Source organism: Lancefieldella parvula, assembly GCF_963530955.1.
Taxonomy (GTDB): Bacteria; Actinomycetota; Coriobacteriia; order Coriobacteriales; family Atopobiaceae; genus Lancefieldella; species Lancefieldella parvula_A.
On the sequence record NZ_CAUSFQ010000094.1, the window covers coordinates 1 to 4,741 of the forward strand.

Below are 4,741 nucleotides of genomic sequence, written 5' to 3' on the forward strand. Positions count from 1 at the left end.
TGAGGTTATTGATGGTATTAGATGCCATTCAGGTAATCTACGTGCAGAAACAGCAGAAGGAAGAATTGTTGCCATTTCGGACCGCATTGCGTATGTAACGCACGATATTGATGACGCAAAACGAGCAGGACTTCTTTCGGAGGAGTATCTCCCAACTGAAGCTCGAGAGGTTCTTGGAAATAGCTCACCTGAGCGCATTGAAAACATGATTCATGATATTGTCTCCGAGAGTTCTCGCGTAGGTGACATTAAAATGACCGACTCTATGTGGGGCGCCATGATGACCATGAGAGCATTCCTGTTTGCTAATCTGTACGCATCAGGAGACGCAAAATACGAAGAGCCCAAGGCATATGACCTCATCATTGAGCTGTTTGATTACTTTGTTAACCATTTAGATGAGGTTCCTGCAGAATACAAGTGTCATGACTTCGATCATCCAGAAATCCAAGTAGCAGATTACGTGTCTGGTATGACCGATAGATATGCAACCAGAGTGTTTGAAGATCTTCGCTTGCCACGTTCCTGGGGTAAAAGGAGATATGTAAAGTAAGTTTTATCCAAACTAACCCTTGTACAGTGGAAAGTATTCACGTATACTTTTCGTCTGTGTGTTAACTATGTGTCGTTCGCAGGGGCGTCGGCACCTCTAGAGATGAGGAAACAATGGACTACATTCGCGCTATTGAGCGTCAGCAGATCCGCGAGGACATTCCTGAGGTCCGCGTTGGTGACAACGTAAAGGTTCACTATCGTATTGTCGAGGGTGACCGTACTCGTGAGCAGGTCTTCCAGGGTGACATCATTCGTCTTTCCGGCGAGGGTTCCCGTGAGACTTTTACCGTTCGTAAGATCAGCTTCGGCATTGGTGTTGAGCGTACTTTCCCACTTCACTCACCAAAGATTGCTAAGCTTGAGGTTCTTCGCCACGGTGTTGTTCACCGCGCTAAGCTCTACTTCCTGCGCGATCGTGTTGGTAAGGCAGCTCGTCTTCGCGAGAAGCGCTAATCAACTTCATATGCTCTTTAAAGCCGCCTCCGGGCGGCTTTTTTAGTACCATTGTCATGTGGTTTGGAGAAAACATGGCTGATTCTGCAAAAGACATAATTGCTCGTTTAAGCGATGCCCCAGAGGCTGAGGTATACGAACTTATAGCTCGTTATAGTGAAGACCCTCGTAAACAAGTTATCAAGGCGTTGGAATCAGCTAAAAAGCGTATTGAAAAAGAACATGCCGAGAAGGTCCGTGTAGAAGAAATGTATCGCTTTCAGAAGGAGCTTTCTGGAGGCGGACTGGTTGTTGGTGTTGATGAGGTTGGCAGAGGCTCTGTAGCTGGTCCTTTAACGGTTTGTGCGGTATGTCTGCCTGATGAGCCTATTATTTACGGACTAAACGACTCAAAAAAATTAACTGCAACAAAGCGAGAGATTCTTGCAGAGCAAATTCAAGAAATTGCTACAGCAATTGGTATTGCTCATATTGCGCCTCAAAGGATTGATGAAGTTGGTATGGCACAGTGTCTAAGAGACGCTATGTTACAAGCTGTCAAAAACACAGGTATTGAGCCTGAATGCGTCTTGATTGATGGAAATCCTATGCATATCCACCCCAAAGAAAAGACTCTTGTTAAGGGTGATGCACGCATTGCTTCTATTGCCGCCGCTTCAATTGTGGCAAAGGTAACAAGAGATGCTCTTATGGTGGCCTATGACGAGGAGTACCCCGGCTATCACCTGGCAGAATGTAAAGGATATGCCTCTGCTGAACACATTGAAGCTATTGGTGAGATGGGACTTTCTCCTATACATCGTGTGTCGTTTTGTGGAAACTTTGTTAAGACGCAAAGACTGTTTTAATACATCCAATTTAAGCAATCAGATTAACTTTCAGACGCAAACAGGGACCCGTTCATTCTAAGAGGATTGAACGGGCTTTTTCTATAACCGCAAGCCCGTAATATCAAATTTTTTACTTTCGTCAGAATCATTACGCTGTTTAGACAGACAGCAGTCAAGTTAGTGTCAAAGTGCTCCTGCAAACTGAACTCTCCCACTATGAAAGGAGAGTTATGAGCAAGAAAGACACAAGCAAGTATCCAGGTTCTTTGCCTAATGAGGTAGAGGAGAAACCCTCACCACAGGAGGAGCCAAAAGATCAGGACAAGGTTTCTGAAGAGGATGACGCACAAGAAAGCAGAATTCCGCTAGAAGAGATGTCTTCTCGCCAAATTGGCGAGAAAGGCGAGGAGATTGCAGCAAAATACCTCATCAAAAGAGGCTACAAAATTATCCAAACTAACTGGACGTGTCAGATTGGTGAGGTTGATATTGTTGCTCAAGATGACGATAACGTTGTGCTTGTTGAGGTAAAGACTAGACGTATTTTGAACAAAGACGATAGCATCATGCCTGAGCTGGCTGTAAATAGGGCAAAGCAGGAAAAATACAGAACGCTTGCGCTTATGTATGCAGCGCTTCATCCAGCACTTACCTCTATTAGATTTGATGTTGTTGCTATTAATCTAGTAGCTCCAAGCACAGCAAGCCTAAGGCATTTAATTGGAGCATTTAGCTGGGACGAGCAATGAGTCAAGCAACCATCTGCGTTCATACCGCAACTCTTAGAGGAATTGAGGCAATACCTGTAGATGTAGAAGTGGGTATTTCAGGCGGCATACCTGGAATAACCATCGTAGGAATGCCTGACAGCTCCATTATGGAATCTCGTTCTCGTGTGCGCTGCTCACTAAAAGCTGCTGGTTTTACCATCCCTCGATTGTTGGTAACAATCAATTTGACGCCTGCGGATATAAAGAAGACAGGTACTGGATTTGATTTGCCTATAGCCGTTGCTATTCTTGCAGCTACTGGACAGATTCCTCAAGAGATTGTGCATAACAGGCTGTTTGTTGGAGAACTCTCATTAAACGGCAAGATCTCTTCAGTGAGAGGTATGGCAGCGTATGCAATGCTTGCTAAGAAACTGGGAATGAAACTAATCTCCTCTTCAGATTGCAATTTGTTTGGTTCTGACTGGAGTCACGTCATAGGAATTCAATCATTGCTAAATTTGAGTTTAAGAGATCAATCATTCTGTAAGCCATTGGTTCAGCGTAAGCATTCTGTTGAAACAGCTATGCTCAGCGAGAATTTAGACTTTGAAGAGGTGATTGACCAGGAATTAGTCAAGCGAGCTATCGTAATCGCAGCTACAGGAAACCTGGGGATGCTCATGATTGGCCCGCCAGGTGCAGGTAAAACCATGCTTGCTAAAAGAATTCCAACTATCCTCCCAGAGCTCTCTAAAGAAGAGCGTGATGAGGTATTGCTCATACATTCTGTAGCGGGGTGTGAAACAGATTCTATTCAAGCAGGCGTACGTCCCTTTAGGTCTCCTCATCATTCAGCTTCTGTAGCAGGCATGATTGGAGGTGGCAGACCTGTCATCCCAGGCGAAATTTCTCTTGCCCATAAAGGCGTGCTGTTTTTAGATGAGCTGCCCGAGTTTGCATCTAATACGTTGCAGGTTTTACGTCAGCCAATCGAAGATGGATATGTACGTCTCGCGCGAGTGGATGGCATCTATAAGTTTCCTTCTCAGTTCCAGCTCATCGCTGCAGCTAATCCCTGTCCCTGCGGATACTTTGGAGATAAAACTCACACCTGCAAGTGCTCTCCAGGAAAGATTTCTACGTATCAATCAAAAATTGGAGGACCTTTAATGGATCGACTAGATATTGTGTGTGATGTAGCTCGACCTTCTTCTGATCGAGTAATTCAAGGTGAGCTAGGACTCACTTCAGCAGGTATGCGCTCACTTGTTGTTTCTGGCAGAGACTTTGCTTCTTGGCGAGAAACCCGTGGAGTAGATGGCACTTCTCGCCAAAAGTACGTGGAGAGCTTTGATGAATCGGCATTGCAGCTGCTACATAGATTTGCTCGTGGACTTCATTTAGGAGGTAGAGCAATAACGCGTACCTGCAGGGTTGCAAGGACTATCGCAGATATTGCTCATCATGAAAAAGTGACAAAAGACGACGTATCTGAGGCAGTTGCCTATAGGTCTCGTTCTTTGGAGTAGCAATGGAGAGATGGGAGATTTCATCAGAAGATGAGGACTATCCAAAAGAATTACTACTACTCAATCATCCGCCTGAAATTATCTATGGAATGGGGGATAGGAGCGTTTTGCAGCAACCTTGTATGTCTGTAATTGGGGTTCGTAGGGCCACCCCATACGGCATGGCAATTGCAGAAATGGCTGGCAGATGCGCCGCTGATAATAATATTGTGGTGGTATCTGGCGGAGCTCTTGGCTGCGATTATAGGGCGGGTATGGCTTCTCTTAATGCTGGTGGAAAGACTGTTGTAGTGGCAGGCTGTGGTGCAGATGTGACATATCCAACTACCTCTTCAGAGCTTTTTGAAGCAGCACGAGAAGGAAGGGGAGCAGTCATTTCTCTAGACAGGTGGGGAACGCCTCCTAGACGCTATGCCTTTCCTAGAAGAAATGCGGTTATTGCAGCATTAGGTAAAGTGCTCTTGGTAACGGAAGCAGGGCTTTGTTCAGGCACCATGAGCACTGCTGAGTTTGCCAACTCTCTTGGTAAAACTATTTATGCAATACCCGGGTCTATCTTTTCTCCTGCTTCTGCTGGTACGAATAGACTCATCTCTGAAGGGGCTCAAATTATTCCTGATGAGACATCCAATTCTTAAATCTTGAGCTAGAAGTCACTGGT

Annotated in this window: 5 protein-coding genes and 1 pseudogene; all 6 read left to right on the forward strand. The window is 45.2% G+C overall.

Going from position 1 to position 4,741, the window contains the following annotated elements; all coding sequences use genetic code 11:
• Positions 1 to 553, forward strand: a pseudogene (locus tag RWJ43_RS05960) (deoxyguanosinetriphosphate triphosphohydrolase); the annotation flags it as partial.
• A gap of 113 nt (positions 554 to 666) precedes the next feature.
• The gene (gene rplS / locus RWJ43_RS05965; protein WP_035427471.1) at positions 667 to 1,008 is read left to right on the forward strand and encodes a 50S ribosomal protein L19; all 342 of its coding nucleotides are present in this window, start codon (positions 667 to 669) and stop codon (positions 1,006 to 1,008) included.
• Between the two features lie 74 nt (positions 1,009 to 1,082).
• The gene (locus RWJ43_RS05970; RefSeq protein WP_314008936.1) at positions 1,083 to 1,856 is read left to right on the forward strand and encodes a ribonuclease HII; all 774 of its coding nucleotides are present in this window, start codon (positions 1,083 to 1,085) and stop codon (positions 1,854 to 1,856) included.
• A 212-nt stretch (positions 1,857 to 2,068) separates the two neighbouring features.
• Positions 2,069 to 2,587 carry a YraN family protein gene (locus tag RWJ43_RS05975; RefSeq protein WP_314008938.1) on the forward strand — a complete coding sequence of 173 codons (519 nt, stop codon included), beginning with the start codon at positions 2,069 to 2,071 and terminating at the stop codon, positions 2,585 to 2,587.
• A complete protein-coding gene (locus RWJ43_RS05980) occupies positions 2,584 to 4,080 on the forward strand; it encodes a YifB family Mg chelatase-like AAA ATPase (RefSeq protein WP_314008940.1) in 1,497 nt (498 codons plus the stop codon). The genes RWJ43_RS05975 and RWJ43_RS05980 overlap by 4 nt, the downstream gene beginning before the upstream one ends.
• A 2-nt stretch (positions 4,081 to 4,082) precedes the next feature.
• The gene (locus RWJ43_RS05985; RefSeq protein WP_314008942.1) at positions 4,083 to 4,718 is read left to right on the forward strand and encodes a DNA-processing protein DprA; all 636 of its coding nucleotides are present in this window, start codon (positions 4,083 to 4,085) and stop codon (positions 4,716 to 4,718) included.
• Positions 4,719 to 4,741: the final 23 nt, after the last annotated feature.